Annotated in this window: 22 protein-coding genes and 3 pseudogenes; 8 read left to right on the top strand and 17 right to left on the bottom strand. The window is 57.8% G+C overall.

Annotation, left to right across the window (positions count from 1 at the left end; genetic code table 11):
* Nucleotides 1-66: 66 nt before the first annotated feature.
* The 3 genes from ACW55A_RS07470 to ACW55A_RS07460 form a co-directional block, all read right to left on the bottom strand.
* Nucleotides 67-1,899 carry an ABC transporter ATP-binding protein gene (locus ACW55A_RS07470; RefSeq protein WP_003431136.1) on the bottom strand — a complete coding sequence of 611 codons (1,833 nt, stop codon included), beginning with the start codon at nt 1,897-1,899 and terminating at the stop codon, nt 67-69.
* Nucleotides 1,900-2,001: 102 nt separating this feature from the next.
* Nucleotides 2,002-2,565: a peptidylprolyl isomerase A gene (locus ACW55A_RS07465; RefSeq protein ID WP_003363466.1), complete on the bottom strand. Its 564-nt coding sequence runs from the start codon at nt 2,563-2,565 to the stop codon at nt 2,002-2,004.
* A 222-nt stretch (nt 2,566-2,787) separates the two neighbouring features.
* Nucleotides 2,788-3,711 carry a LysR family transcriptional regulator gene (locus tag ACW55A_RS07460; RefSeq protein ID WP_003363464.1) on the bottom strand — a complete coding sequence of 308 codons (924 nt, stop codon included), beginning with the start codon at nt 3,709-3,711 and terminating at the stop codon, nt 2,788-2,790.
* Between the two features lie 67 nt (nt 3,712-3,778).
* On the opposite strand from ACW55A_RS07460, the gene ACW55A_RS07455 reads away from it, so the two are divergent.
* Nucleotides 3,779-4,093, top strand: a complete 315-nt coding sequence (locus tag ACW55A_RS07455; RefSeq protein ID WP_455808756.1) for a 3-phosphoglycerate kinase — start codon at nt 3,779-3,781, stop codon at nt 4,091-4,093.
* Nucleotides 4,094-4,279: 186 nt separating this feature from the next.
* Here ACW55A_RS07455 and ACW55A_RS07450 read toward each other — a convergent pair whose 3' ends face one another.
* On the bottom strand, nt 4,280-9,112 hold the full coding sequence (locus ACW55A_RS07450; protein ID WP_498810935.1) for a M10 family metallopeptidase C-terminal domain-containing protein: 4,833 nt from the start codon (nt 9,110-9,112) through the stop codon (nt 4,280-4,282).
* 267 nt (nt 9,113-9,379) lie between these two features.
* Between ACW55A_RS07450 and ACW55A_RS07445 the strand changes: the two genes are divergently transcribed.
* Entirely contained in the window at nt 9,380-10,258 is an 879-nt protein-coding gene (locus tag ACW55A_RS07445; RefSeq protein ID WP_455808758.1) for a carboxylate/amino acid/amine transporter, read from the top strand.
* Between the two features lies 1 nt (nt 10,259).
* Here ACW55A_RS07445 and ACW55A_RS07440 read toward each other — a convergent pair whose 3' ends face one another.
* A complete protein-coding gene (locus tag ACW55A_RS07440) occupies nt 10,260-10,994 on the bottom strand; it encodes an SDR family NAD(P)-dependent oxidoreductase (protein ID WP_003314465.1) in 735 nt (244 codons plus the stop codon).
* 78 nt (nt 10,995-11,072) lie between these two features.
* On the bottom strand, nt 11,073-11,324 hold the full coding sequence (locus tag ACW55A_RS07435) for a hypothetical protein (RefSeq protein ID WP_498810936.1): 252 nt from the start codon (nt 11,322-11,324) through the stop codon (nt 11,073-11,075).
* Between the two features lie 231 nt (nt 11,325-11,555).
* On the opposite strand from ACW55A_RS07435, the gene ACW55A_RS07430 reads away from it, so the two are divergent.
* On the top strand, nt 11,556-12,131 hold the full coding sequence (locus ACW55A_RS07430; protein WP_065350385.1) for a DUF1349 domain-containing protein: 576 nt from the start codon (nt 11,556-11,558) through the stop codon (nt 12,129-12,131).
* A gap of 883 nt (nt 12,132-13,014) precedes the next feature.
* Here ACW55A_RS07430 and ACW55A_RS07425 read toward each other — a convergent pair.
* From ACW55A_RS07425 to ACW55A_RS07415, 3 genes and pseudogenes are all read right to left on the bottom strand, one after another.
* Nucleotides 13,015-13,212, bottom strand: a complete 198-nt coding sequence (locus ACW55A_RS07425) for a DUF3757 domain-containing protein (RefSeq protein ID WP_498810937.1) — start codon at nt 13,210-13,212, stop codon at nt 13,015-13,017.
* A gap of 29 nt (nt 13,213-13,241) precedes the next feature.
* Nucleotides 13,242-13,769, bottom strand: coding sequence for a GNAT family N-acetyltransferase (locus ACW55A_RS07420; protein ID WP_498810938.1), 528 nt, complete (start codon nt 13,767-13,769; stop codon nt 13,242-13,244).
* A pseudogene (locus ACW55A_RS07415) lies at nt 13,726-13,818 on the bottom strand (transposase domain-containing protein); the annotation flags it as partial. The pseudogene ACW55A_RS07415 and the gene ACW55A_RS07420, both read right to left, overlap by 44 nt.
* A gap of 592 nt (nt 13,819-14,410) precedes the next feature.
* Here ACW55A_RS07415 and ACW55A_RS07410 point away from each other — a divergent pair.
* The gene (locus ACW55A_RS07410) at nt 14,411-14,884 is read left to right on the top strand and encodes a hypothetical protein (RefSeq protein WP_463577968.1); all 474 of its coding nucleotides are present in this window, start codon (nt 14,411-14,413) and stop codon (nt 14,882-14,884) included.
* A 141-nt stretch (nt 14,885-15,025) separates the two neighbouring features.
* On the opposite strand, the gene ACW55A_RS07405 is transcribed toward ACW55A_RS07410, so the two are convergent.
* The 5 genes and pseudogenes from ACW55A_RS07405 to ACW55A_RS07385 form a co-directional block, all read right to left on the bottom strand.
* Nucleotides 15,026-15,268 (bottom strand): hypothetical protein, encoded by a 243-nt coding sequence (locus ACW55A_RS07405; protein WP_004416547.1) that lies wholly within the window; start codon nt 15,266-15,268, stop codon nt 15,026-15,028.
* 312 nt (nt 15,269-15,580) lie between these two features.
* Entirely contained in the window at nt 15,581-16,123 is a 543-nt protein-coding gene (locus ACW55A_RS07400; RefSeq protein ID WP_498810939.1) for an alpha/beta hydrolase domain-containing protein, read from the bottom strand.
* Between the two features lie 44 nt (nt 16,124-16,167).
* Complete coding sequence (locus ACW55A_RS07395) at nt 16,168-17,067, bottom strand: helicase-related protein (RefSeq protein ID WP_498810966.1); 900 nt, start codon at nt 17,065-17,067, stop codon at nt 16,168-16,170.
* 3 nt (nt 17,068-17,070) lie between these two features.
* Nucleotides 17,071-17,346: pseudogene (locus ACW55A_RS07390) on the bottom strand (DEAD/DEAH box helicase); the annotation flags it as partial.
* The gene (locus tag ACW55A_RS07385; RefSeq protein WP_463589460.1) at nt 17,258-18,475 is read right to left on the bottom strand and encodes a hypothetical protein; all 1,218 of its coding nucleotides are present in this window, start codon (nt 18,473-18,475) and stop codon (nt 17,258-17,260) included. The pseudogene ACW55A_RS07390 and the gene ACW55A_RS07385, both read right to left, overlap by 89 nt.
* Nucleotides 18,476-18,847: 372 nt before the next feature.
* Between ACW55A_RS07385 and ACW55A_RS07380 the strand changes: the two are divergent.
* Nucleotides 18,848-20,007, top strand: a pseudogene (locus ACW55A_RS07380) (IS3 family transposase).
* On the opposite strand, the gene ACW55A_RS07375 reads toward ACW55A_RS07380, so the two are convergent.
* The gene (locus ACW55A_RS07375; RefSeq protein ID WP_498810940.1) at nt 20,000-21,301 is read right to left on the bottom strand and encodes a mechanosensitive ion channel family protein; all 1,302 of its coding nucleotides are present in this window, start codon (nt 21,299-21,301) and stop codon (nt 20,000-20,002) included. The pseudogene ACW55A_RS07380 and the gene ACW55A_RS07375 overlap by 8 nt on opposite strands.
* A 158-nt stretch (nt 21,302-21,459) precedes the next feature.
* Between ACW55A_RS07375 and ACW55A_RS07370 the strand changes: the two genes are divergently transcribed.
* Nucleotides 21,460-22,572 (top strand): XAC2610-related protein, encoded by a 1,113-nt coding sequence (locus ACW55A_RS07370; protein WP_455809628.1) that lies wholly within the window; start codon nt 21,460-21,462, stop codon nt 22,570-22,572.
* Nucleotides 22,573-22,587: 15 nt separating this feature from the next.
* On the opposite strand, the gene ACW55A_RS07365 is transcribed toward ACW55A_RS07370, so the two are convergent.
* The gene (locus ACW55A_RS07365; RefSeq protein ID WP_003363413.1) at nt 22,588-23,481 is read right to left on the bottom strand and encodes a LysR family transcriptional regulator; all 894 of its coding nucleotides are present in this window, start codon (nt 23,479-23,481) and stop codon (nt 22,588-22,590) included.
* 106 nt (nt 23,482-23,587) lie between these two features.
* On the opposite strand from ACW55A_RS07365, the gene ACW55A_RS07360 reads away from it, so the two are divergent.
* The gene (locus ACW55A_RS07360; protein WP_455809627.1) at nt 23,588-24,850 is read left to right on the top strand and encodes an MFS transporter; all 1,263 of its coding nucleotides are present in this window, start codon (nt 23,588-23,590) and stop codon (nt 24,848-24,850) included.
* A gap of 59 nt (nt 24,851-24,909) precedes the next feature.
* Nucleotides 24,910-25,875, top strand: a complete 966-nt coding sequence (locus ACW55A_RS07355) for an alpha/beta hydrolase (protein WP_499140262.1) — start codon at nt 24,910-24,912, stop codon at nt 25,873-25,875.
* Nucleotides 25,876-25,957: 82 nt separating this feature from the next.
* Here the strand turns inward: ACW55A_RS07355 and ACW55A_RS07350 are convergent, their stop codons facing one another.
* The gene (locus ACW55A_RS07350) at nt 25,958-26,758 is read right to left on the bottom strand and encodes an NAD(P)H-dependent oxidoreductase (protein ID WP_455809625.1); all 801 of its coding nucleotides are present in this window, start codon (nt 26,756-26,758) and stop codon (nt 25,958-25,960) included.
* Between the last annotated feature and the right edge of the window lie 12 nt (nt 26,759-26,770).

The following is a 26,770-nucleotide window of genomic DNA, read 5'->3' as shown; positions in this document are numbered from 1 at the left end:
TGTTGTGGCCTCTGAAGATCCTGTGGGAGCGAGCTTGCTCGCGAAGAGGCCAGCAAACTCCCCCTATCAATCCACGCCTACAAACCCACCCGTTTGATGCTGCCACAACCGCGCATACAGCCCGCCATGCGCCAGCAGTTCGCTGTGCGTGCCTGTTTCAGCGATCTGGCCTTTCTCCAGAACCACCAGGCGATCCATGCGCGCGATCGTCGACAGGCGGTGCGCGATGGCGATCACCGTCTTGCCCTGCATCAACGTCTCCAGGCTTTCCTGAATCGCTGCTTCGACTTCCGAGTCGAGTGCCGAAGTGGCTTCGTCCATGATCAGGATCGGTGCGTCCTTGAGCAGCACGCGAGTGATCGCGATACGCTGGCGTTGACCGCCGGACAGCTTGACGCCGCGTTCACCGACATGAGCATCGAAGCCGGTACGACCTTCGGAGTCCGACAGCAGCGGGATGAACTCGTCAGCACGAGCCTTGCGGATCGACTCCCAGAGCTGTTCGTCGGTTGCGTGCGGATTGCCATACAGCAGGTTCTCGCGAATCGAGCGGTGCAGCAGCGAGGTGTCCTGGGTAATCATGCCGATCTGCGCCCGCAGGCTTTCCTGGGTGATTTCGGAAATATCCTGGCCGTCGATGAGGATTCTCCCGCCTTGCACGTCGTACATGCGCAGCAGCAGGTTCACCAGCGTCGACTTGCCCGCGCCGGAAGGCCCAATCAGACCGATCTTCTCACCCGGTTTGATGTCCAGGTTGAGGTTGTGAATGATCCCGTTGCCATTGCCGTAATGGAAATCGACGCCGTCGAACCTGACGCCGCCGTTTTCGATCTTCAGCGGCAGGGCGCCAGGTTTGTCATTGACCGTGACGGGCTGCGAGATACTTTCCAGGCCGTCCTGCACGGTGCCGATGTTCTCGAAGATGCCGTTGACCACCCACATGATCCAGCCGGACATGTTGACGATGCGGATGACCAGACCGGTGGCCAGTGCGATCGCCCCCACCGAGATCATCGACTGAGTCCACAACCACAGGGCCAGGCCGGTCGTCGTGACGATCAGTATGCCGTTCATGGTGGTGATGGTGGTGTCCATCGACGTGACCACGCGGCCAGCCAGCTGACTTTTTTCGGTGTGATCGCGCATCGCTTCGCGAGCGTACTGCTGCTCGTGGTTGGTGTGGGCGAACAGCTTGAGCGTGGTGATGTTGGTATAGCCGTCGACGATGCGGCCCATCAGTCGTGAGCGCGCATCGGACGAATCCACCGAGCGCTGCTTGACCCTCGGCACGAAGTACATCAGCGAGAGGATGAACGCCGCGATCCAGGTACCCAGCGGGATCATCAGGCGCCAGTCGGCCTCAGCGAACAGCACCATCGCGCTGATCGCGTAGATCAGCACATGCCACAGCGCATCCACCGACTGTACGGCTGAGTCGCGCAACGAGTTGCCGGTCTGCATGATGCGCTGAGCGATACGCCCGGCGAAGTCGTTCTGGAAGAAGTTGACGCTCTGCTTGAGCACGTAACTGTGGTTCTGCCAGCGAATCAGGTTGGTCATGCCGGGGCTGATCGTCTGGTGTACCAGCAGGTCATGCAGGCCGACGAAAATCGGCCGCAGCAACAGGGCGACGACGACCATCCAGATCAGCTCGGAGCCGTGAATGCTGAAGAAGTTCTCCGGCGGCGTGGTTTGCGCCAGATCGATGATGCGGCTCAGGTAACTGAACAGCGACACTTCGATCAGCGCACCGATCAGCCCGACCACCAGCAGCGCGGTAAACGTCGGCCACACCTGACGCAGGTAGTAGAGATAAAACGCGAAGACGGTATTGGGCGGGGCAGCGGTAGGAGCGTCTTTGAAGATATCGATCAGTTTTTCGAAACGACGATAAAGCATTGGCTATCACACCCACGCGACGTGGGTTCTCCTTGATAAGTGGAGGCTCTCCCGTCCGGACCGCACGAAGCCCGAAGGCTCCATGCGGTGCAGGTTTCCCGATCAGTTGACGCGTTTGGCGGACTTGATCAGGATCGGGTCGATTGGCACGTTTTGCATGCCTTTCTGAGTAGTGGTGCGGGCGTTGACGATGTTGTCGACGACGTCCATACCCTTGACGACTTTACCGAACACCGCGTAACCGAAGTCGCGCGCGCCGTTGTCGAGCATGGCATTGTCGTTGGTGTTGATGAAGAATTGACTGGTGGCCGAGTTCACGTCCGAAGTACGCGCCATGGCAATGGTGCCGCGGACGTTATGCAAACCGTTCTGGGCTTCGTTCTTGATCGGATCCTTGGTCTGCTTCTGAACCAGTTGCTGGGTGAAGCCACCGCCCTGCACCATGAAACCCGGAATCACCCGGTGAAAGATGGTGTTGGTATAGAAGCCGCTGTCGACATAGCCCAGAAAGTTCTGGGTGCTGATCGGCGCCTTGGTGTCTGCAAGTTCGATTTCAATCTGGCCGAAGCTGGTGTCGAGTACCACGTGCGTGGCTTTATCCGGAGCAGCCATCAGGTTGGCGGCGAACAGTACGGAGCAGGCGGCGAGAGCGATTTTTTTCAGCATGTGGCAACACGTCCTTCATTAAGAGATATCGACTGTGACCGGCAAGGTAACCACGTTTGGCTTTTTTTGCCCAGCGTATTGGCGGGTTTGCAGCATTTCAGACGATCAGGCTGCACGTCCATGGACCGCACAGGATTTTCAGACTGCGTTGCTGGCGATGAATTCCAGCCGCGTGCGATTGACGTGCTGCATACAGTGAAGAGCGCCAAGTGCCTGCGCCGGTCAGGCATTTTGCGGCGTGCCGAGTGCAGCGGTGAGCGGGGTCGTATCAAAGCTGCGGATCAGATCGATCAGAATCTGCGTGGCCGGGCCCAGCGGTCGGTCCTTGCTGGAGTAAAGATAGAAGGTCGGGTTGCGGCTGCCACCCTTGTCCAGGCGCAGGGGCTTGAGCAGGCCTTCACGCAGTTCACGCTCGATCATGTGCCGAGGCAGCCAGGCGAAGCCCAGGCCGTTGCTGACGAAGGTCGCAGCGGTGCCCAGGCTGCCGACGGTCCAGCGCTGTTCCGCGCCCAGCCAGCCGAAGTCCCTGGGTTGCTGCCTGCCGGAATCACGGATGACGACCTGCAACTGGCTTTCCAGGTCCTGAAAGGTCAGCTCGCGATTGGCCTGATGCAGGGCGTGGTCCGGGTGAGCGACGGCGACGAACTCGACCGAGCTCATCTCGGTGCCCAGATGCCCGGCAATGCTGTAGCCGCTGATGGCCAGGTCCGCGACGCCTTCGAGCAAGACCTCCTCGACGCCGGAGAGCACTTCCTCACGCAGTCGCACCCGGCAGCCACGGCTCTGCGGCATGAACGCGGTCAGCGCCCTGACCAGACGCGCCGAAGGGTACGCCGCGTCGATCACCAGGCGCACTTCCGCTTCCCAGCCCTGCTCCATATGGTGGGCGAGGTCTTCCAGTTGGCTGGCCTGTTTGACCAGTTGCCGCGAGCGGCGCAGCAGTACGCCACCGGCTTCGGTCAGTACCGCCTTGCGCCCGTCGATACGCAACAACGGCACGCCGAGCTGTTCCTGCATGCGCGCCACGGTGTAACTCACCGATGATTGCGAGCGATGCAACGCTTCGGCGGCCTGAGCAAAACCACCGTGATCGACCACGGCCTGCAATGTGCGCCACTGGTCGAGAGTCACGCGGGGCGCTTTCATGCTGTAATTCCTCTTAAAGTACGGGCTTATTGTTCTACTCTGACAATCCCGACTCGGAGATTGCCGAATGAATCGACTGTGTTGTGCGCTGCTGCTCATGTTGCCGTTGACGGCCCTGGCGTACCCCATCGAGGTGGAAAAACAGTACCAGGGCGTGAAGATCGATTATGTTGCCCACGACGTCTATCACGATACCGGGTCAATCACCGTCAACAACTACGGTGAAGTAGACGCCAAATGTTCGGTGGTGTTCATCAACGGGCCGGAGGCACCGCGCACCCGACATGTGCAGGTCGGCGCAGGCAAGAGTCTCGACGTTTCATCCCGATTCAATCGCAGCATCATAAAGTTGCGAATCAGGCTCAGCTGTCAGCCCGCCTGAGAGTAGAGCGCTCTTATGGATAAGACAAATTTATGGGGGGAGCACAGAGGCTTCGCGTTTTTGTGCAACGCGTTGGTGTAGGACCGGGGTTGCGGGGGATGGTACTCACCCCGGTCGCTCTTGCTGATGTTCTGAGGCTGCAGCCCCGTTTCCAGGGCTTTTTATGAGTTATGTGCTTTGGGACGATCAGACAATGATGTCGGCGGCCTGCAGCGTTTGCACGCCCGTGAGCTGGATTTCGAAGTCCGCGCCGACGTTGTCATCGATATTGCCGTACAGCACACCGTCGGCAAAACGCAGTTCACCGCTGTTGTTGGCGCTGAACGCCGCGTTGCCGATGAATACGAACGCATCGTGGCCATCGGTCAGCGGTCGGGCATCGAAGCCGGAGAAGTCCAGCTTGTCGCCTTCGACTGTCTTGAAGCCATTGATGATGTCGCGCAGTCCGCCCAGGCCCGTATCGGTGATGCTGTTGAACACGTAGTGGTCCGCGCCGGTGCCGCCGATCAGCGTATCAGCGCCTGACCCGCCGATCAGCACGTCATCACCCGCACCGCCGGACAAGGTGTCATTGCCATCGCCGCCGCTCAGGGTGTTGGCGTTCTTGTTGCCGGTCAGCGTGTCGGCAAACTGGCTGCCGATCAGGTTTTCAGTGAATTTCAGTGTGTCCAGGCCCGAACCCCCGGTGGCTTGCTGGGCGCTGGTGTTCAACGCAACGGTGACGCCTGCGGTGGCGAACAGATACGACACGGTGTCATTGCCGTCGCGGCCGTCCATGACGTTGTCGCCGGCGCCCGCGTAAATCAGGTTGTCCAGGGCATTGCCGGTGGCGTTGGTGGCCCCGGTACTGTTGATGACGATGTTTTCCACATTGGCCCCCAGCGTGTAGCTGGCCAGCGAGCTGTACACCGTATCCACGCCACCCACCTGTGCATCGGCATTGGTTTCGACCACCCGGTCGGCGGCATCGTCGACGTAATAACTGTCCGATCCATCGCCGCCGGTCAGCATGTCGGCACCTGCAGCACCGTCAAGAATGTTGTTGCTGGCATTGCCGATGATGACGTTCTTCACGGCGTTGCCGGTGCCGTTGATGGCAGACACGCCGGTAAGCACCAGGTTTTCCAGGTTGGCGCCCAGCGTCCAGCTGACAGACGACACCACGGTGTCGACCTGCGAGGGCGAGTCGTTGCTTTCGGTGACGGTATCGAAAGCGTTGTCGACGACATAGATGTCGTTGCCATCGCCGCCGCTCATGTCATCCGCGCCCTGATCGCCGTCCAGCACGTCATTGCCGGAACTGCCGACTAGTGTGTCGTCGTCACTGGTGCCGAAGATGTGGCCACCTTCGTTCTGGCCACTCTCGAAAATGGCCGCCGGGTCGTTGTTGTCAGCGGCGTTGCCGTGGAAACCCAGGTCATCGGCGATGAAATCGGCCAGGCGCTGGCCGACGATCTCGGCGGACTCTTCATGCAAGTGCCAGACGTCATCGGGGTAAACCAGCGGGTTGACCTCGTAACGCAGCGGCAGGTCGGTGTAGTCAACCGCCAGCTTGACGTCGGCGCGCTCAGTGGCAATGGCTTCCTGAACGCTTCTGACGTACCCGGTACCCTCGACAATGGCGTTGATCTTTTCATCGGTGTAGCCGCGGGCCTTGGCCGCATCGGTCTGGTAGTGCCCGGTTTCGGCGATGTATACGGTGAAATCGCCGATCTGCGCATGCAAGTAGTCGAACACTTTCAGGGTCGAGGCCTTGTACAGCTCGGCTGCCGCCTGCTTGTCAGTGGCGCGGGCGATTTCCTGAGCGGCTTCTTCACCCTGACCCCAGATGATCCCGGTGGTCACTTTGTCGATGGCGGTCAGCGACGCCAGTTGCGACTTGAGCAACTCGGTGGCGCGCAACAGCGCAGGGCCCGGCTCATCGGTGTCGACCAGCCACCAGGAAACACGCTGTTCTTCCTGAGTGCCGGTCGAGTAGCCGACCACGGTGCTGCCGCCCACGGCGAGGTCGATGCCATCGCCGTTGGCGTCGGTGAACTGGCTGCGCACGTCGTAATCGGTGTAGCGGGTCAGGTCCTTGACCATTTCCGAGGTGCCGGACTGGTTATCGTCTTCGGTCATGCGCAGCAGGCGCGCATTGGACTGGCCCAGCGTCGGCAGGTAGAGAATCTCCTGCGCCTCACGCTGGCCGAACACGAAGTCCGCATCGGTGAGGGTGTTAATCAGGTTGCCGCTCAGGGCGATTTCGAAGCGATTGCCGTCGGCATCCGCCGTAGCGGACTTGATGTAAGTCTTGTCGCCCGTTTCGTTGAGGGTCATGTACAGCGTGTGATCTTCGCCGTTGCCCAGCCCCAGAAAGCCCAGGGCGGAGACGTCTATCTTGTCCTGGCCGGGGGTGAAGTCATAGATCGTGTCGGTGGCGGTCAGCCCGCCAGCGTCGTAGTCGCGGTAGCTGTCGGTCAGTGCACTGTAGACGAACGTGTCGGCATCGGCTCCTCCGTACAGGGCGTCACGTCCTGCGCCACCGTTGATGATGTCGGCGCCGGTATCGCCGCGCAGCGTGTCGTCACCGCCCAGGCCCAGAATCGTGTCGTTGCCTTCGGTGCCATACAGCGCCTCGGCGTTCTCGGTGCCGGTGAGGGTCCCCGGCGTGACGTTGCCCACATTGATGGCAAAACTGTCGGCCACCGACGCGCCGGTGGCGTCGCTCGCGGTCAGCAATACCGAGTAAAGCCCCGATGCCGTGCCGCCCGGTGTGCCGCTGAAGGTCAGGGTCTTGCTGTCGAACTTCAACCAGTCGGGCAGAGCGCTGTTATCGGCCAGGGTCGCGCTGTAGGTCAGCGTGTTGCTGTCCGGGTCGCTGAAGCTGCCGGGTTGCACAGCGTAGGAGAACGCCTTCAGCTCGGTGATGTTCTGGTCCATCAGCGGCGTATTGAGCACTGGTGCCTGATTGGCGGCGGCTGCGGTGGAGAAGATGAAGTTGGACGCGCTCAGTTTGTCGGCCAGATTGCCTTGCAAGGCAATCTCGAAGCGATTGCCTGTGCTGTCGACCGCATCGGTCTTGATGTAGGTCTTGCTGCCGTCGGCATTGACGGACAGGTAAATGGTGTTGGCGCTGCCATCGCCCAGGCCGCGCAGGCCGATGCTGGACAGGTCGATGCGGTCTTCGGCCGGGTTGAAGTCGGTGATCGTGTCGCTCTGCTTGGTGCCGCTGGCGGTGTAATTGCGATAGCTGTCCAGACGCGAGTTGTAGATGAACAGGTCCGCGCCCGCGCCACCGGTCAGGGTGTCGGCATCGGCTCCGCCAGTGATCGTGTCGGCGCCCGCGCCGCCATCGATACGGTCCGTACCGGCGTTGCCGTTGATCACGTCATTGCCGTCGGTGCCGGTCAGGGTATCGCCGCCCGCCGTGCCTTCCACGACATGCTGGAAGATGAAATGACTGGCATTGAGCGTGTCTTTCAGGTTGCCGCTCAGGCCCAGTTCGAAGCGGTTACCGCTGGCATCGGCGTCGAGTGATTTGACGTAGGTGCGGTCCAGCGTGGCGTTGTAGCTGATGTTCAGCGTACCGCCCTTGCCGCTGCCCAGCCCGGTGAAGCCCAGGTTGCTCAGGTCGATGCGGTCCTGGCTGATATCGAAGTCGGTGACCAGATCGGTGGAACTGGTGGTGGCCGTGCGGTAGCTGTCGGTCAACTGATCGAAGCGAAAGGTGTCGGCCCCCGCGCCACCGGTGAGCTTGTCGGCCCCGGCACCCCCAATCAGGATGTCGTCACCCGCACCGCCGTTCAAGGTGTCCTTGCCCGCCAGACCGAAGATCTGCTCGTGGGCCGCGCCACCGGTGATGACGTCGTTGGCCTCGGTGCCATTGACGGTCACCAGCGGGAACGCATCACCTGCGAAGCTGCCGTCGCCATACACCAGGGTCAGCCCCTTGCTGGTGTGGCTGATGGTGTTGCCGACGATGCTGTTGCGGTCGGTGCCGTCTTCGTTGCGTTCGGCGACGCCGTAGGTGGAGTTGTCACTGCCGGTGATCGTGTTGCCACGGATCAGGTTGTCGCTGCCGCTGAAGAACTTGCCGGACACGCCCGTGGTGTCGTCGTAGGACTGAATGATGATTTCCGGAACCGCTGAACCCAGCGCGTTGTTGCTCAGGGTGTTATCGAAGATATCCACCCCGGAACTGCCGTAAATGCGCACGCCGGCGTTGCCGTTGTCGTGGATGTCCACGCCGCTGACCGAGACCTGGCTGGACAGCTTGATCAGTACGCCTTCTGCTGCGTTGCCATACACCGCGCCGCCGGTGATGGTGATGTTGGCGGGAGAGGGGATGTTCTCGCTGCCGCGCTGCACCACGATGCCGGTGCTGCCATTGCCATAGGCAACGTTGTTGCTCAGGGTGAAGTCGTGGGTGCTGGTGACCACGTTGAAGCCGTGACGATCGTTGTCGTACGCAACGTTGTTTTCAAACACGCTGTCGCTCAGGTAATCGGCCACGAAGCCGTCCAGGCCGTTGCCATGCGACACGCTGTTCTTGATCACCATGTTGACGGTCTGCTCGTGCGGGTCGAAGCCGTAGCCCGAGCAATCCTTGATCTCGACGCTGTCGAGAGTGACGTTCGAATCCTTGCCGTCAGAGCCCGGAATGTAACCGTTGAACCAGCCATCCACCTTGCCGGTGGTGGCGTCCCGGTTACCGTCCAGCGTCAGGTTCTTCATGCCGAAGTCGTGGGTTTCTTCGCCATAGGCCGAGCGCACGATGCCGGTGATCTTGGTGTCCGAGCCATCCGCAAGCTTGATGACCGTCTCGCCCATGCCTGCACCCGACAGGGTGACGTTGCTCTTGAGCATCAGGCAGCCATCAGAAGGCTCTTCGCCACCGGACACGATGTATGTGCCGGCCCCCATGACCACTTCCCCGCCGCCTGCAGCCGCCGCCGCATCGATTGCGGCCTGAATGGCGGCTGTATCGTCAGTGACGCCGTCGCCCACTGCTCCGAAGTCTTTTGTGTTGAATATCATGGTGTTACTCCAGGCGACGACGAATGTGGATGAAATGAGTCAATATTGCAGCGTCGAGATGATAAGACCTTTTTCTGTGGAAAAGTTGCCGATATAGGCTATATTTTCGTCGAAACCGACGACATGTGCGTCAATAATGCGACTGTCATATTTGTGACGGGTAACGCGGGGCGCGGCGACGGGTTGGCGTCAAAAATTGGCGGCCGTCGAGTGGACAGTGAGTGACGCAACCGCTATGGTCGCGCCCTTCAAAAATGGGGGGCGGGCATGGGTTATCTACTTTTCGTCACACTGATTCAGGCGTTTTCGTTCAGCCTGATCGGTGTCTATCTGGCCGGGCACGTCGACAGTTATTTCGCGGTACTGATCCGCGTGGTGCTGGCGGGTCTGGTATTCATTCCGCTGACCCGCTGGCGTCAGGTCGAACCCCGCTTCATGCGCAGCATGCTGCTGATCGGCGCGCTGCAATTCGGCGTGACCTATGTCTGCCTATACCTGAGTTTCAGGGTGCTGACGGTGCCGGAAGTGCTGCTGTTCACCATCCTCACGCCACTGCACGTAACGTTGATCGAAGACGCGCTGAACCGACGCTTCAACCCTTGGGCATTGCTGGCGGCGGCGGTCGCGGTGCTGGGCGCTGGCGTGATTCGTTACGATGGCCTGGACGGCGACTTCCTTGGCGGCTTTCTGCTGCTGCAACTGGCCAACTTCACCTACGCCGCCGGGCAGGTGCTGTACAAGCATCTGGTGGCGCGCCACCCGAGCGATCTGCCGCATTACCGACGCTTCGGCTACTTCTACCTCGGCGCACTGGCCGTGGTCCTGCCTGCGTTCCTGATATTCGGTAACCCGCAACACCTGCCCGAAGCGCCGACCCAATGGATCGTGCTGCTATTTCTCGGCCTGTGTTCGACGGCGCTGGGCATGTATTGGTGGAATAAAGGTGCGTGCATGGTCAACGGCGGCACCCTGGCGGTGATGAATAACCTGCATGTGCCGCTGGGGCTGTTGATCAATCTGCTGATCTGGAACCAGCATGAGGACTTCACCCGCCTGCTGATCGGCGGCGGGGTGATCGTGGCGTCGGTGTGGATCAGCCGCCTGGGCGTGCGGCGCGTGCCGGAGAGCGTTTCCGGCACACGTTGATTCAGACGTGCTGGCCGCCGTTGACGTGAATCTCCGCGCCGTTCACGTAGGACGCGCCAGCCGTACACAGGAAGTAGATCAGCGAGGCGACTTCCTCGGGCTTGCCCAGCCGGTGCATCGGCACCAGCCGCTCGACAATCTCGGCGGTGCCGGGTGACAGAATCGACGTATCGATTTCACCCGGCGCAATAGCATTGACCCGTATCCCGTGCGGGCCGAAATCGAAGGCCATTTCCCGGGTCAGCGCCGACAGTGCCGCCTTGGACGTGGCGTAGGCGACGCCTGCAAACGGGTGGACCTTTGAGCCGGCGATCGAGGTGACATTGATGATGCTGCCCTTGGCTGCCTTCAACTCGTCAAACAAACCCCGACCCAGCAGCGCGGTAGAGAACAGATTGACGTTGAACACCTTGATCCAGGTGCTGTAATCCGACTCCAGCACACCCATGCGCCCACCGTCTTCGGTCTTCGGTGAAACGCCGGCATTATTGACCAGCGCATCGAGCCGCCCGCCGAGCTTGTCCTTGATCGCCGCCATGCTCTCGCTGACGCTGTCGATGTTTTCCAGGTCCAGGTGAATGTGATTGAGCAGACCTTCAGCCCACGGGCAGTCAGCGACCCAGTTCTGCCGCGACGCGGTAAACACCTCCCAGCCAGCGGCATTGAAATGCTTGACCGTGGCATGACCGATACCCCGGCTTGCGCCAGTCAGCAAAAGCTTTTTCTTGTCGCTCATGAGTGCCTTCCGGTTTTTAGGGTGGATGCATCATGTTTTTTGGCGGGAAGGGTGTCAACGGGGTTCAGGCAGTACCGGTCAGGCGGCAGTGCGCATTGTGTTGATGCGCTTCAACACCCTGCGCCATAACGGCCGCTTCGGACGAGGAACTGCCTCAGCCACCACATTCGGCATGTCGCGCAAGCGAACCCAGGTTTCGCTGCGCCAGTGCAGCACGCTCAGCGATGTCCCGGGCCATTGCAGCTGGCTCATTCTGGGGTTATCCAGCGTGACGTTCTGTTGACCATGCAAGGTCGTCAGCACCTCATGCGTCAGCCACTGACGCAGCATATGGCTGTGACGGAGGACGAGGGTGGCTTCGAAATGGGGTGTGTAGGGGGAAAGGTGTGGGGCTGAAGCGTAGGAAACGGCATTTTTTGGGGCGGCTGCGATGCGTTAGATTTTAGGTTGTGTTCAGATAGTGTGTTGTCGGTTGATGTTTATTATTGAAGCGCGCCCATCTGCATGGGTTAGATGAGGTAACGCCTCCATCACCCTCGACAACCCCACACAGGAGGCGACATGTTCGACAAAGGCATCTGGCTGAACCAACCCCGGCACTGCGGCGTGACGGACGAGCGTTTGACAGTCACCACAGACCCGCAAACCGATTTCTGGCAGCAGACGCACTACGGCTTCTGTCGCGACACCGGCCATTTTCTGGGTGTTTCGGTGACCGGTGATTTCACTGCGCAAGTGCATGTGCAGGGTGACTTCAAGACACTTTACGATCAAGCGGGGTTGATGGTCCGCATTGACGAGCGCAACTGGGTAAAAACCGGCGTTGAAGTCAGCGACGGAGCCCTGATGCTGGGCAGCGTTTTAACCTGCGGACAATCCGATTGGGCCACGGGTGTATTTGATGATTCGTCATCCGGCCTCTGGCTGCGAGTCACCGTCGCCAAGGGCGTGCTGCGCATTCAGCACTCCAGCGACGGCCTGCGCTGGCCGCTGCTGCGCCTGGCACCATTTCCCGTGAGTGAGTCTTATGCCGTAGGGCCGATGTGTTGCAGTCCGGAACGGGGAGGGCTGGAGGTGGTGTTCTCTCATTTCGAGGTCATGCCTGCACTGGGTAAGGATTTGCATGATTTGACGTGAGTGGCTTACCGGTAGGCTCTTACCGGCCACTGCTGGTTGTAGATGGGCCTATCTTTGGACCTCAGTTGTGCATAGTTCTGATTCCTCAGTCTTAACTTTCTATAGAAAGTAGCTGTAGTTTAGCTACAAGCAGTCGATACCTTCAGGTGCTTTTCCTCTTTGCCTTGGTGTGACCTTGAATAGACCTGTCCTAATTTTTTGCGTGGCTTTTCTTACCGGATGTGTGGGCCACTATCAGCAAGCTAAGTTGACGGAGCCCCACGCCACGATAGAGGCCACGTGGGGTAAAACTGACTTTCTCCACGAAGGGTTTCAAGGGTACTGGGCTTACTACGATGCTCATTGCCAAGACACAGATGAGACCGGCGCTCTGGGCGCTGTCTCTCAAACCGAACCGGAGAAGAATCGCTTTCTGATTAAGCCCGAGAAGCGCATTTATCTGAATTCACTCATTGTAGGGGTCAAACGACTGGAGGATCGCAACCGGACTTGGGTGCAGATAAGCTGTTTGAACGTCAGCAGCTTCATTCCTAAGGAGGGAGCGACCTATAAGGTGACTCCGTCAGCTTTCGAAGGCGAATGTTCGTTAGCGGTGATAGATCGGCAGACAGGGAAGCCGCCAGCTTCGCTCATGGTCGAGCCTGTAAGGAAGGAGTGTGGGCTTTAACAGGCCTATACCAAAACGCCCCGCTGGGTTGATGATGAATACTCAACGCCTAGCATGTGCTGCGTATTCAGCACTCCAGCGACGGGCTGCGCTGGACGTGGTGTTCTCTCATTTCGAGGTCATGCCTGCACTGGGCAAGGATTTGCATGATTTGACGTGAGTGACTCTTCAGCGAACCATTGCAGGATCGCTAAAGAGCGACAGGGTTATTTCGTGTTACTGAACGACAGTGAACTTGCAGTTTTCAGCTGATGTTTTTTCACACACGTTATAGACAAGACCAAAGGGCCCATCTTCTTTCTTCCAGGCACTGCCTGCAGTTTTTATAGTGAAATCCTTATTGTTTTTAGCGATGAAACGCATGTCCAGCGCCTCGCGCCCACCGATGTTGTAGGGTAAGTGTCCGGGTAACACACCTTGCTTAGTTTTTTGCTGTTATTGCCTCAAAGCTGAGTATTAATGGCGTTATGCTTGTTGATATCAAATCTTTTCTGCATAAAAAACCGGTGGTATCCAACGACCGGGTAATCTTTAAGTTCTCCAAATATGCTGAAGCCGTGCCGGAGGTAAAAGTCCGGAGCTTGAAAAGAGAACGTGTCCAGCCAGATACCTTGACAGCCTTTCTCACGCGCCAGAGCTTCCGCCTTGTCCATCAACTTTGCGCCCAACCCTTGCCCTCGGGCAACTTCAGGTACTACCAGCAACTCAACAAATAACCACTGCCCAGAAATTTTTGCGTATAGCCCACCTTGCGTAGCCCCCGCGTCATCCTTGATTAAGATCGCAAGTTTTTCAGTTCCGGTGAGCCCCGTTTGTGCTTGGTTGTATTCGCGCAACGGTGTCAAAATCGCTTGGTAATCCGCCTCTTGAGGCGTCTCATTTATCTCTATCCGTAAGTCCACAGCTTTCTCCTTGAGTAGTTTTTGATTAAACGGGTGCCCAACGATGTGGTAACAAGTTGGTAACGTCACTTGCCCGCTGCGTGGGCAGACGAGTCAAAACCTCCTTCAGGTAAGCATATCGTGTTGCGCTGACGATAGGCATAGGTCTTATCCAATAAGAAGCTCGCCACCTTGACGATTTCTGGAATCTCTGACAAATGTCCACTTTTGGTCGATTCTATTGAAAAAGTCGGGAGTGGTTTTCACAGCAGAAAAGTACGCGCCTGGGCTTAAAATCTAGAGTCTGCGCAGAGGTATTCGGATTCAGATTTCACGTGGCAGCGTACAAAAAGGCGCTTTCACCGATCAATATGCTGGCAGTTTGAGAAAACCGATTTTTTCAACAGTATCGGCCGAGAGCTGACATCCTGACCTTGCGGCGGCAGGCAGTATAAGTGCAGTCGGGCTTGCACTCAGGTAACAGGAAGGTTGACAGGGTTGAGGTGATGTCAAAATGACGCTATCGGTTGACGGGTGTTATGCTCGGTTCCCTAACCAACCATGCTCATGGGTAGCTTATGTTTTTACGTCATCCTCTCTCGTCGATCCTCTTTTTGGCCTTGTTGGTTACAGGTTGTGCAAGCCAACCCGTTTCCCTGAAAACAGCGGAGCCAATCCACGTGGAGCCCCTGGGCCAGAGTCTGCCTGAGACTAGTTCACGTACTGTGTTGATGAACCAGATTATCAGCAATGACCCCGTTATCATCTCGTCGCTCAAGCCATTACTCAGCGCCAATACCGACAACGATGGGCGTATTGCCGCGCTACGAAAGAAAGACGGTGGCGTGCTGCCTGATGGTTACTGGACCCTCTACAAGCAAAACTTGGAAGCGCTCCAGTACGACCTAAATCACCAGCACGACGCCGCACGAACCCAGTACATCGAAACCTACCGCGACGACTTGAGCCGAGTAGACGACGGTACCCTTCAAACCATGGCCACCTCACCAAAAGCCTTGGATGAAAAGATTCGGCGCCAATGGAGTGCACGCATGAGCGATAGAGCCGCGCGTTACATGGTCACCAGTGAGCAATCACTGAACGCCGCCACTGATGCCCATCTCAACCGCATGGCGTTGATGGATCGGCAATACAACGTATGCTCGCTTAATCCCGAATGCTGGGATACACCGGTTAAAAAGTGATTTGATTCGACCGGGCATTTTTCGTAGAAAGCTACCGATCATCACGGGCAGCTTTTGGTCGAGTGCTGTCCGTCGTGAGGGACGGCAATCGACTTGAGGCGGACGTCGACGGAGACTTTCCGAGATGTTCGCTAAGACTATTTATGCGGCAAAAGTAAGCACTTTTGTCTCTTGAGTATCCGCTATAAACGCATTGACTTGCTCTTGCGGATGCGGAGAGAGCTCTGGGTATTCATCTACAAGGTATTCGATGACAGTATCCTCTTCCCAAGGGCCGAGAGAAGTCATGTAGTCAGGGTACTGATTTTGAATTTCTCTCCATGATTGGTAAGGATGCTTGGAGAGCGACATGGCTGTTCGGGTGTAGATAATATGGATTTGCACTAATCTATTTCCGTATGTTGGCGCTTGGAAGACCGCCAAGTCAGTTTAAATACTTTTCAAGATTGCCTTCCTATCTGCAGCTTCTGGCCGATTGCAGTCGGTGAACTCATGCACATTCTAGCCAGAAGCGAACATCGAACCTGCTGGTAGCTCAATGATAACGCTCTACGATAGCGCGATGATGCCCGATTGAATTGATCGGACACCATCGTTCCTATGGCTTGGGCTCGAATCGCGAACATCCGCTCAGTACGGAAAAAGACTTAACGTCGTGTCCGGAATCAATAGCCCATTACAACCAATCACCCCTGCTCAAGGCCCTACACGCACACCTTTCTCCTGCGCCTCCTTCACAAGCCGCTCACGGTCTGCAGGAAGCAGCATCCGCGCCTCAACCAGCGAGTCTGCAGCTTTACTCACTGCAGACACATAAGCCTCTTTCGTGGGGTAGCGTTCCTCCAGGGAAAGGCGAGGGTCTCCGGCCACGATTCGCTCTTTCTTCGTCGCGGCAAACGGGAGGAAGCTGCCTTGGAAGTTACAAAAGCCGCCATCAAAAAACTCGGGCCTGAAGGTGTTCCAACCCGTGTAAGTCCCGATGGGAGCACCCAGATACACATCCCGAACGCCACCCACATCAATTCCGTCTGCATCCACTTGAGGCACCAGGAGGCCGTAACTACCAACCCCCGATTTCGGCGGCTCGTTTGTGAGAATGCCAGAGCTGTCTTCGGGACGAAAACCAGGTCCAAAATCAAGCACTTGCAGGCTGTTGACGGCACCGGTGTAGCGGAGCTCGGGGCGCGAAACGTCACCATAATTGGTCGCGGGGATGGCCGTCGGCAATTGCACCATCATGCGGTTGTCACCCGGGGCAACGTCCCCCTGCCAGGCAAACGCGATCAGCGTCGTGCCCTGGCGCTGTAGAAAACCGTCCCCAGCGACGTCGAAGTTGTTGAACGCTGCTGGACTACCCCGCATAGGAACGCCATCAGACAGCCAGGTTCATTCAAGTATGCCTGAACCTGTTGCCATTCATGCTCCCGCAACCCGGTTAGTCTGCTGATTCGGTTCTCATCCAACTCATAGTGAACTGGAGTCCGCAGCCACATGCTTTCGTGTTTTATGAGCGGTGCTGGGCTTTCGACGCTCAGAAGCTTGAGGATTTTTTCTATCTGCCCATGGGAAAGGTTGCTGTGCTCCTCCAACTCACGAACCGTCAGTCCGTTGGACTGAGCCAAGACGCGGAGTAGATGGTTGACTTGTTTAGGGGGTGGAAAAGCTGCGCGTCTGAAAAACTTATGAATCTGTGCGTCTTCCTCGCCTGACATCAGCAAGCCTAGAGAATGATCGATCGCCCGTCCTGCCCGGCCTACCTGTTGGTAGTACGCAACAATTGAACTGGGCGCCTGGTAGTGAATAACGAAGCCCAGATCGGGCTTGTCATAGCCCATACCCAGAGCGGTGGTCGCCACCAGCACCTTGAGATTGTTGGCAAGCAGTTGGTCTTCTAGGTATTGGCGATATTGATCGTTATTGGCAAAGGCGGGGTCGGTTACGTCGCTGTGATAGGAAGCAGCATTGATTCCATTAGCACGGAGCCAGCGCGCGACTTGCTCACTGTCGCGTTGCGTGAGTGCATAAATGATGCCCGTTCCAGTTAAGGTTGGGATGGTTTGGGCGAGCCAGGCCAGACGGCTAGCTTGATCCGGCATGATCAGGTTTTGCAACGACAAGCTTTCACGTGTCAGGGAGCCTCGGACGATGCTGATGTCACCAAACTGGGCGCGGATATCGTTCACTACTCGCTTGTTTGCCGTCGCAGTCGTACCCAATAGTGGCGTGTTGGGAGGTAGGAAACGCAGTATGTTGACTATGCGTCGGTAATCGGGTCGGAAATCATGTCCCCAGTCAGAAATACAATGTGCCTCGTCGATGCCAGTGCGATCGGAGATCGCTGGAGCGTGAAAAGATGCTCGACAGGTTTTGCGCTCATTTCCAGAGCCTCCAGTGAAACTCCTTCGCTGGGCTGGTACACACCGCGTCCGCGAGCATGTGATAGATCCCGTTGCGAAACTCAATGGGCGTGTCTTCAAAGTTGCGAAATCTCACAACGTCCAAACGACACCGGGAATGATAAAACTTCAAGGATACCTGCCGAAGCTTGGAACGGGGCGAGGTCTGGGCGCAGTCGCTCATGACTTCAGATCTGTGGGCACTGTGGGTGCGCATGTGATTCTTGCTGTAACCGTCCACGTCTTCCTGGGAGGTGGTGCAGTCCTTTATGAGTTCTACAATGTATTGCTGGGCATGCAGCAGATCGGCAGTCGCTTCAAGAATTACATCCTCCTCCCCTCCGATCTCATCCAGCTTCTGAGCATAGAGACGCTCACGCACATCGAGTTTCGCCGCTTCTCGCTCTATCAAGTCAGTGTTGACCCGGGGGAACCTCACCGAGCCAATCATGTAGCGGGCGGTTAGCTCAGTAAATTTTCTGTTGAACTCCGCCGTGGTGAATCGCCAGCCTTCAGTAACCTTGACTGCACTCGTCATGAATCCGAAAAGATCGTTCAGGAAGTCGTCCGTGCGATGCTCATGGATGCTTTTCAGGTAGGCTTTTTTGTACCTGGCAATCAATCCGACCAAGTCTGGCTGTTCGGTAATGATCTTGACTTTGGGAAGCGCATCGATCAATGACTGGCGCATCTCTTTTGCCATCACCTTGCGCTGTAGCGTCAACGCTTTTGAGGGGCCAGAGGTTTTTCCTCCAGCCTCACCTTGTTCGCTGTCTTCACCGGTGGTTTTTTTGTCCGATTTCGCTTTTTCGAAGCGAGTCTCAGCCTCCTTGAGGATGGCTTCCAATGCGGCCAGGCGCTGATCACCGCTCCACTGAGGCCAGCCCTTTATAGCCGTTCGCTCCCCGTAAGCCTGGGTGGTCAGCAGAATAAGGTTGGCGTACTGCGAATGGTCGAATTCTGGCTTTAACCAGTTATTGAGGGTATTCCAGAAGTTCTCATGGCTGTCGGTCAGGCTATCGCTGTATTCCTTTACTTCGATCTGATCTCGGCCTTCGATGGTGACGTCGCCGAATACCTCGATCCAGAGAACATCGTCCTTATCCAGCGTGTGGCAGTAGTCAATCGCTACGTGGATTTGGTACTTCAGGGCTTCGTAGAGCTTCGTCGCGTCAAAGTCTAGCTTCGCGTTCACAGCTACTCCAATCCAATCTTGGATAAACAAGATCGGCCAGTGCGGAGCTAATTTCGCCATCCTGGCCGGTAAAATTCACAATGCTGTGTTTATATACAGCTAGGTTGCAGTTCGGGATAATTTTACCAGCGTGAGATAGCTAAGCGCCATCCTACTCATGGGTCCAGTGCATATTTAACTTAGAGCGCGCGCTCAAGACAGGAGAACCTCGCGTCCGATCGAGTCGAGCTCATTGCCTCCGAACGTAACTCAAAACGACAAAGTAGTCGGCTGATCTCTCTTGGTCGGCAACACGTGGCCATGGTTCATTGTAGTAGCCTAATGATTCCGGACACTCATTTAGGCGAAAATATCACCAGTTAGAGGTGTCTGATGACCAAACAACGCCTTACCGTCTCTGCTGAATTCAAACGCGAGGCCGCAGGCCTCGTGCTCGATCAAGAATATAGCCACATCGAAGCCTCCCGTTCGCTTGGGGTGGTCGAGTCTGCTCTGCGTCGCTGGGTGAGCCAGGTTCAGCAGGAGCGCAATGGCGTAACGCCTCAGAGCAAAGCCCTGACGCCCGAGCAGCAGAAAATCCAGGAGATCGAGGCCCGGATCGCCCGTCTTGAGCGGGAGAAATCCATTTTAAAAAAGGCTAGTGCGCTCTTGATATCGGAAGAACACGAGCGCATGCGCTGATTGATCAGCTCAGTGCCCATGAGCCAAACGAATTGCTGTGCGAAGTGTTCGAGACACCCCGCTCGTGCAACTACAATCATTGCCTGCGGCGTCGAACTCCAGACGCCGAGCGGGTTCGTTTACTCGGCCGAGTCAACGAGCTGTTCGGGCAAAGTCGAAACGCTGCTGGCAGCCGTAGTATCGTGTCTATATTGCAGGACGATGGCGAGTAAATCGGTCGGTTAAAGGTGCGTGGCCTGATGCGGGAACTGGGGTTAATCAGCAAACAACCGGGTTCTCATGTTTATAAAAAAGCAACAGTGGAGCGGCCTGACATCCCGACTATTTTGAATCGAGAGTTCGATGTCCCCGCGCCCAATCAGGTCTGGTGCGGCGATATCACCTACATCTGGGCGTAAAGAAAATGGCATTACCTGACGGTGGTTGTGGATCTTTATGCGCATCGGGTGGTGGATGGGCGTTTTCAAATAAACCGAATACGGACTTGTTGATCAAGGCGCTGGGCATGGCCTCTGAGCAACGCGGCGAGCCTCAGAGCCTGCTGTTTCACTCCACGAGGGTGCCCAATATGGAGGCCGACAGTTTCGCCAGCGGCTTTAGCGATACCGCATACGCCAGAGCATGAGTCGCCGAGATAATTGCTACGACAACTCGCCGATGAAACGTGTATTCCGCACTTGGAAACTGAGTGGATACCGACCGTAGGCTACATGACGGTCCAAGAGGCTCAGCGGGCTATAAGTTATTATCTGATGCATCGTTACAACTGGATTCAGCCACACCAGTTCAATAATGGGCTGGTGCCCGCTCAGTACGAAAAAAACCTTAACGTCGTGTTCGGAATCAGTTGACCACTACAGGCTCTACAATCTGCGTGGACACTAGCCTGACCGATTCCCCCCGCAACCCCACCCGCATATCCGCTCCACTAGGCTGCTGATACAAACTCAACCCGAACTCCGGCATCACCGTAATCAGATAATCGAAAATATCCCCCTGTATCCGCTCGTAATCCACCCACACCGTCGTGCGGGTGAAGCAGTAGATTTCCAGCGGGATGCCTTGTGAGGTGGGTTCGAGCTGGCGAACCATGCAAGTCATGTTCGGGTTGATGTCGACGTGGCTTTTCAGGTACGCCAGGGCGTAGGCGCGGAAGGTGCCGATGTTGGTCATGCGCCGGCGGTTGGCGGACATTTGTGCGACGTTGCCTTGTGCCTGGTTCCAGGCCAGCAATTCGGCCTGTTTGCGGCCGATGTAGTCGGTGAGCAGGTGGATTTGCATCAGTTGCTGTTCTTCATCGTCGCGCACGAAGCGCACGCCGCTGGCGTCGATGAACAGGCTGCGCTTGATGCGCCGTCCGCCTGATTGCTGCATACCGCGCCAGTTGCGGAACGACTCTGACATCAGGCGCCAGGTCGGGATGGAGACGATGGTTTTATCGAAGTTCTGCACCTTGACGGTGTGCAGGGTGATGTCCACCACGTCGCCATCTGCGCCGACCTGCGGCATTTCGATCCAGTCGCCGACGCGCAGCATGTCGTTGCTGGTCAGCTGCACACTGGCGACGAAGGAGAGCAGGGTGTCCTTGTAGACCAACAGGATGACCGCCGACATGGCGCCGAGGCCGGACAGCAGTAGCAGGGGCGAACGGTCGATCAGGGTGGCGACGATGATGATCCCGGCGAAGACGTAGAGGATCATCTTCGACAGTTGCACGTAACCCTTGATGGAGCGCGTGCGGGCGTGTTCGGTGCGCGCGTAGATGTCCAGCAGGGCGTTGAGCAGGGTGCCGATGGCTAATGTCATGAACAGGATGGTGAACGCCATGGCGATGTTGCCGATCACGTTCCGGCCCGCAGTGCTCAGGCCCGGGACCAGCGTGAGGCCGAACTGAATGACCAGTGACGGCACCATCTGCGCCAGTCGGTGAAAGACCTTGTTGTGGCGGAAGTCGTTGACCCAGTGCAGGGACGGCTGACGGCCGAGCATCCTGACGGCGTACAGCACCAGAAAACGCGCCACGCGGCCAAGCACCAGTGCGGCGGTCAGCAACAGGATCAGCGCCAGCCCGGTGCGTACCCACGGGTGCTGATCGAGCATGTCCCAGATTTCCTGGGTCTTGAGCCAAAGCGAGTGAATATCCATAAAAGCATCGGGCCCGTTGAGCGAAGAGGGGGCGTGATTAGAACATTTACCGGGTCGGACAGGGCGGCCCGTGAGCACGAAGTGTACGTTGGGCAATGATTTCAAATTGTATCGATCGCTGAAGTAGACTCGTCGCTCATTATCAAAGGAGTTGCGTCTTGCACCTATCCATCGTTCAACGCTGTGCGTCACGTCTCGGGTTGCAGGCCTTGTGGGTACTGGTCGGCCTGGCCTCGTCGACATTGGTCAGTGCCGCCGGCGCGTTACCGACCTACGGTGAAATGGACGCTGCAGGGTTCGCGGGCTCGCCCCGGGAGAACTACGCCCTGCAGGACTTTTCCGATAAATACCGTGCGACGCTGGATATTTCAGCCAAGGACGATGTGTTTCGTCCCGGCGTCATCAACGTGTACGACAAGGCCAGCGGTGCGGCTTTGATCCGCGTGCAGTCCGATGAGCTGGTGCTTGGCACTGACCCGAAAACCGGCAAGGTCAAAACCAACGTGCACGAGTTGCCCTATGGCGAACAAAGCGTACTGATCTATCAGGATTTCAACTTCGACGGCATCAAGGACCTGGCCTTGATGGACGGGCAGAACAGCTGCTATCACGGCCCCTCGTATCAGGTCTTTCTCGGCACGGCCGATGGTTTCCGGCACAGCGATTCGTTTACCCAACTGGCGCAAAACAACTGCGGCCTGTTCAGCGTGAATGAGAAAGCCCGCAAGATCGAGACCATGACCAAGGACGGTTGCTGCTGGCACCAGACGTCTACCTACAGCATCCGTAATGGAGAGCCGGTTCTGGAAACGCAGACGGTCCTTGACCATACCGGTGGGTCGGGACTGCCGACTGAAACAGTCAGTCGCAATCAGAATGGCAAGATGACGCACACCACCAGCATCGTCTGGGAGGAAGACCAGCAGCGTGAGATTCTTCTGTCGTTCAGGCTCGCGCCGTCCGGCAAGCGCATTGTGTTGTTCCGTTCAGGGGACGCAAGCCCGGTCTTCTACGCGGCCGTGGATAGCAAGAATCAGGTCGGGCTGCTGTTTCCCCAGGCTGAAGGTGAGCAACTGAAGTACGACGCTGCCAGTCACGTATTGAGCTTCGTGCGCGGCGACACCGCTTACCGGATCGTGGGTGACGCAAAGGGGGCGCCCACCGCCATGCAAGTGGTGGTGCGTGGCAAAACCACCGAGCTGAAACTGCTTGCCGAGCCTGCTCAAGGTTCGCTGAACAAGGTCGCGGATGCGTTGAAAGCCGCGCAGTAATCAGGCGGCGGGGTGCTAGCCCCGATACCTCACCGCCTCGACAAACGCGCTGAATGCCGGCGACGCCTGTCGCCGGTTCGGGTAGTACAAGTGAAAACCTTCGAAATACGGGCTCCAGTCGACCAGCACTTCTTTCAGGCGGCCGCTGGCGATGTGCGGCTCGGCCATGGAGTCCGGCACGTAGGCCAGGCCCACGCCGTCCAGTGCGGCGTTGAGCACATGAATCATGCTGTTCGACGTGAATTGCCCGTTGACTCGAAGGTTGAGCTTGCGGCTGTCCTTCTCGAACTCCCAGGCGTAGCAACTGCCGTTTGGCGAGTGGCGGATGTTGATGCAGGTGTGTTGAGTCAGGTCCTGAGGCTGCAGCGGGACGGGATGTCGCTCGAAGTAGGCCGGCGAGCCGACCACTGACAAGCGCCAGTCAGGCCCCAGGCGCACGGCAATCATGTCCTTGCTGATGGACTCCCCCAGACGGATGCCCGCATCGAAACGTTCGCTGACAATATTGGTGAAGCCGTAGTCGATGCAGATCTCGATCTGAATATCCGGGTACTGCGCCAGAAACCCTGCAAGCATCGGGCGGATGATGCCTTCTGCGGCGTCATCAGAGCAGGTAATGCGAATGGTGCCGGCGGGTTTGTCGCGCAGTTCGCCCAGCACTTCGACTTCTGCGGCAATCTGATCCAGCAGCGGCCCGATCGAGCGCATCAGCCGTTCGCCAGCCTCGGTCGGGGCCACGTTGCGGGTGGTTCTCGCCAGCAGGCGCAGGCCCATGCGCTCTTCAAGGCCCCTCATGGTGTGGCTCAGGGCTGAAGGCGTAACGCCCAGTCTGGTCGCGGCCTTGGTAAAGCTCTGATCGCGTGCCACCTGCAGGAAGGCTTGCAGGTCATTGAGTTTGGGTGTGCTCATTACTGAATCCTTCTCACAAGCGCGTATAAATAGTGGTGTCTAATCATCCTAATACCTTTGCCCTAACCTGTGCCGACTCATTTTTAACGTCGCCAGGTCAGGACGCATGCAAGCATTTGATTCAACCCTGAAGCAGTCCGAAATAACCACTCATCCGCCAGCCTGGGGCGCCGTGTTTTCGATGGCGCTGTGTGTGGTGGTGCTGATTGCGTCGGAGTTCATGCCGGTCAGCCTGCTGACACCCATCGCGCAGGACCTCGGCATCAGCCAAGGGCAGGCAGGGCAGGCGATTTCGATCTCCGGCTTTTTTGCCGTGCTGACCAGTCTGCTGAACACGCCGCTGACCGGGCATCTGGATCGCAAGCCTGTCCTGCTGGGCTTCAGCCTGTTGCTGCTGGTGTCTGGCGTGATCGTCACGCTGGCCTCCAACGGCTGGTTGTTCATGACAGGCCGTGCATTGCTCGGGATTGCCATTGGCGGTTTCTGGTCGATGTCGACCGCCACCGTGATGAAGCTGGTGCCGAAGCAATCGGTCGCCAAGGGCCTGGCACTGATCAACGGCGGCAATGCGCTGGCGGCGACGGTCGCCGCGCCATTGGGCAGCTTCATGGGCCAGTACATCGGTTGGCGCGGGGCGTTTTTCCTGGTTATCCCGCTCGCGGCGCTGGCGTTTGCCTGGCAGTGGCTGAGCCTGCCGGCCATGCGCAGTCAGCCGAACAACCGGGCACGCAATCCGTTCCGCCTGCTGCGCCACCCGCAAGTGGCCGTCGGCATGAGCGCGATCCTGTTGCTGTTCATGGGCCAGTTCGCCGTCTTCACCTACCTGCGTCCGTTTCTAGAAGAGATCACCGGGGTCAGCGTCAACGCGTTGTCCCTGATGCTTTTGGTGTTGGGATCCAGCGGGCTGGTCGGCACCTACCTGATCGGCAGGCTGCTGCACACAGGCCTGTATGCCTGCCTGATCGCCATTCCGTTGCTGATGGCGGTGCTGGCCGTGGCGCTGACCGGCCTGGGCCATTCACCTCAGTCCGTCGCCATTGTGCTTGCCGTCTGGGGGCTGATTGCCACACCTGCACCGGTCGCCTGGGGCCTGTGGTTGAGCCGCACGCTACCCGACGATGCCGAGGCAGGCGGCGGCCTGATGGTGGCGACCATTCAATTGGCGATCACCGCCGGTGCCGGCATCGGTGGCGCGCTGTTCGACAGCCTCGGTTGGTGGAGCCCGTTCGCATTCGGTGGCGTGTTACTGGCGTGTTCGGCCGCGCTGGCCTGGACGGCGCGAGACAACGCGTCTCTGCAGGAAAGCAACACCGGTCAGGGCCGGGCAGATAAACGCGGGTCAATTTCTCAACGAGGTAACACGCCATGAAAAAGATTCTTTTGATGCTTGGGCTTTTAATCAGCTCATATGCTGCGACAGGAGCAGACATGTTTCACGGTGCCGATAATTTCTACACAAGCGACAAGGTCGTTGCGCAAAAAGTGCTGTTCAACAACCAGTACAAGATGAAAGTCGCGGGCAACCTGTTTATACCCAAAGGCTCGAACCCGAACGTTAAAGCTCCGGCCATCATCGTCGGCCATCCGATGGGGGCGGTGAAGGAGCAAAGCGCCAATCTGTACGCGCAGAAACTGGCCGAGCAGGGGTTTGTCACCTTGTCGCTGGACCTGTCGTTCTGGGGCGAGAGCGAAGGCCTGCCGCGTAACGCCGTTTCACCGGATATCTACGCCGAAGACTTCAGCGCCGCAGTGGACTTCCTGAGCACGCAGACCTTCGTGGACAAAAAACGAATCGGCGTGCTGGGGATTTGCGGCAGCGGCAGCTTTGTCATCAGTGCCGCGAAGATCGATCCGCGCATGAAAGCCATCGCCACGGTGAGCATGTATGATATGGGCGCCGCCAATCGCAACGGCCTGAAACATTCGCAGACGCTGGCGCAGCGCAAGAAGATCATCGAGCAGGCGGCACTGCAACGTGACGTGGAATACAACGGCGGCGACACCGCGTATACCAGCGGCACCGTACACAAACTGACTGACGCATCCGGCCCGATCGAACGCGAGTTCTATGATTTTTATCGCACGCCACGGGGCGAGTTCACGCCTGAAGGCCAGTCCCCCGAACTGACCACTCACCCGACGCTGACCAGTAACATCAAGTTCATGAACTTCTATCCGTTCAACGACATCGCGACCATCTCGCCACGCCCGATGTTGTTCATCGCCGGTTCAAAGGCGCACTCGCTGGAGTTCAGCGAGGAAGCGTACAAACTGGCCGGCCAGCCCAAGCAATTGATCATCGTGCCAGAGGCCGGGCATGTGGATCTGTATGATCGGGTCGATCTCATCCCGTTCGACGAGCTGGGCGAGTTTTTCAAGAACAACCTGAAGTAATCCGCCGGAAGACAATACGTATGAAAAGGCCCTGCACGATCAGGGCCTTTTCGTTATCGGTCACTGGTGGTTTCAAATCTGCCTAAAGATCTGCAGGCTCATCCTCATCACGAAGGTGAATGTCCAGCCCCTGCCGACCCACTGCAAGATGAGGACGCAATGTCAGTGCCGGGATCTCGTAGTCACCGTCGTTCTGCCTGCGAAACGGCAAGGGCTCAAGGGTGAACAGGGTATCCAGGCGGTTGCCGTAATCGGCGCAAATGCGGGCAAATGTTGCGCTGTCCACTTTGCCTGCCCGGTACACGGGGAAGGGCGCGAGCACCTCGAAGCCTGGATAGAACAGGATGCCGTGCTGGATAGGAAAGAGCACGTCGTTCAGCGCTCCGTTTACGCCACGCTCGCTGTAGTGGGACTCCCAGCCGCCCATGGTCACCGTCAGCATGGCGCGCTTGCCTGCCAGCGTTCCCTCACCGTATCGATCACCCCAGTGATGGTCGCTGTGCTCGCCCACGCCGTAGGCGAAGCCACAGGCGTACACCCGCTCTATCCAGCCTTTCATGATCGCCGGCATCGAAAACCACCAGAGCGGAAACTGAAATATGACGGCGTCTGCCCAGAGCAATCTGGCCTGTTCGGCCTTGATGTCCGGCGGTTGAATACCGGCGGCAAATACGCGTTGCGACTCAAAGGCAGGGTCAAAGCGGCTGCTGCTCTCAAGACCGGGTGCATCGTTGGCGTCGATTGTCGCCTTCCAGCCCATCTGGTAAAGGTCGGACACCTGCACCTGATGGCCTTTGCTCTGCAGATGATCGACTGCGAAGTCTTTCAACGACCCATTCAGCGAGCGCGGTTCGGGGTGGGCGTAGACAATAAGTACGTTCATGAGGGGCTCCGG

This window comes from Plantibacter cousiniae (nom. nud.) (assembly GCF_977070315.1).
Note: the sequence above shows the minus strand (reverse complement) of the source record. Positions and strands in the feature narration are given on the sequence as shown.

What these genes read in the sequence shown, in the direction of transcription:
- ACW55A_RS07470 (WP_003431136.1), bottom strand. Translation starts at nt 1,899, where the DNA reads ATGCTTTATCGTCGTTTCGAAAAACTGATCGATATCTTCAAAGACGCT.
- ACW55A_RS07465 (WP_003363466.1), bottom strand. Translation starts at nt 2,565, where the DNA reads ATGCTGAAAAAAATCGCTCTCGCCGCCTGCTCCGTACTGTTCGCCGCC.
- ACW55A_RS07460 (WP_003363464.1), bottom strand. Translation starts at nt 3,711, where the DNA reads ATGAAAGCGCCCCGCGTGACTCTCGACCAGTGGCGCACATTGCAGGCC.
- ACW55A_RS07455 (WP_455808756.1), top strand. Translation starts at nt 3,779, where the DNA reads ATGAATCGACTGTGTTGTGCGCTGCTGCTCATGTTGCCGTTGACGGCC.
- ACW55A_RS07450 (WP_498810935.1), bottom strand. Translation starts at nt 9,112, where the DNA reads ATGATATTCAACACAAAAGACTTCGGAGCAGTGGGCGACGGCGTCACT.
- ACW55A_RS07445 (WP_455808758.1), top strand. Translation starts at nt 9,380, where the DNA reads ATGGGTTATCTACTTTTCGTCACACTGATTCAGGCGTTTTCGTTCAGC.
- ACW55A_RS07440 (WP_003314465.1), bottom strand. Translation starts at nt 10,994, where the DNA reads ATGAGCGACAAGAAAAAGCTTTTGCTGACTGGCGCAAGCCGGGGTATC.
- ACW55A_RS07435 (WP_498810936.1), bottom strand. Translation starts at nt 11,324, where the DNA reads ATGCTGCGTCAGTGGCTGACGCATGAGGTGCTGACGACCTTGCATGGT.
- ACW55A_RS07430 (WP_065350385.1), top strand. Translation starts at nt 11,556, where the DNA reads ATGTTCGACAAAGGCATCTGGCTGAACCAACCCCGGCACTGCGGCGTG.
- ACW55A_RS07410 (WP_463577968.1), top strand. Translation starts at nt 14,411, where the DNA reads ATGAACCAGATTATCAGCAATGACCCCGTTATCATCTCGTCGCTCAAG.
- ACW55A_RS07400 (WP_498810939.1), bottom strand. Translation starts at nt 16,123, where the DNA reads ATGATGGTGCAATTGCCGACGGCCATCCCCGCGACCAATTATGGTGAC.
- ACW55A_RS07375 (WP_498810940.1), bottom strand. Translation starts at nt 21,301, where the DNA reads ATGGATATTCACTCGCTTTGGCTCAAGACCCAGGAAATCTGGGACATG.
- ACW55A_RS07365 (WP_003363413.1), bottom strand. Translation starts at nt 23,481, where the DNA reads ATGAGCACACCCAAACTCAATGACCTGCAAGCCTTCCTGCAGGTGGCA.
- ACW55A_RS07360 (WP_455809627.1), top strand. Translation starts at nt 23,588, where the DNA reads ATGCAAGCATTTGATTCAACCCTGAAGCAGTCCGAAATAACCACTCAT.
- ACW55A_RS07355 (WP_499140262.1), top strand. Translation starts at nt 24,910, where the DNA reads ATGTTTCACGGTGCCGATAATTTCTACACAAGCGACAAGGTCGTTGCG.
- ACW55A_RS07350 (WP_455809625.1), bottom strand. Translation starts at nt 26,758, where the DNA reads ATGAACGTACTTATTGTCTACGCCCACCCCGAACCGCGCTCGCTGAAT.